This window comes from Nocardioides sp. CPCC 206348, from assembly GCF_048654705.1.
Lineage (GTDB): Bacteria > Actinomycetota > Actinomycetes > Propionibacteriales > Nocardioidaceae > Nocardioides.
In genome coordinates this window covers 1-507 of sequence record NZ_JBMCZA010000209.1, presented here as the reverse complement: position 1 = coordinate 507, position 507 = coordinate 1, and the positions used below count along the sequence as shown (strand labels likewise).

Genomic DNA, 507 nt, shown 5'->3' with positions numbered 1-507 from the left:
CGTCGCCGTCGGCGTCACGCTCGTCGCGGCCTGGCTCCCGACCCGCCGCGTGGTCAGGGTGAGCCCCCTGGCCGCGCTCCGCCCCGACGACAGCACGCAGGTGGGCACCTCCACCGGTCGCATCCGGCTTGCCGTCGGCCTGCTCGTCATCGCCGTCGGCGCGCTCGCGCTGGTCGTCGCCGTCCAGGTGACCAGCCCGCCGGCCCTCATCGCGGGCGGCACCACGACCTTCGCCGGCGTGCTCCTGATCGGCCCGGTGCTCGTACCGGCGCTGATCCGCGCCTTCGGTCACGTCACCGGCCGCGTCCTCGGGCCGGCCGGCCGGCTGGCCGCCGGGAACGCCGTCCGCAACCCGCGCCGGACGGCCGCCACGGCAGCATCGCTCCTGATCGGCGTCACCCTGACCACCGCGGTCCTGACCGGCATGGCCAGCTCCCGATCGGCGCTGGCGGACAAGATGGACGAGCAGCACCCGATCGACGTCGCGATCACCGGCACCGGTCCGTT

The 507-nt window shown here is 75.5% G+C and carries 1 pseudogene; it reads left to right on the top strand.

From position 1 onward, the window contains the following. Positions 1–507, top strand: a pseudogene (locus tag ACOADB_RS20560) (hypothetical protein); the annotation flags it as partial.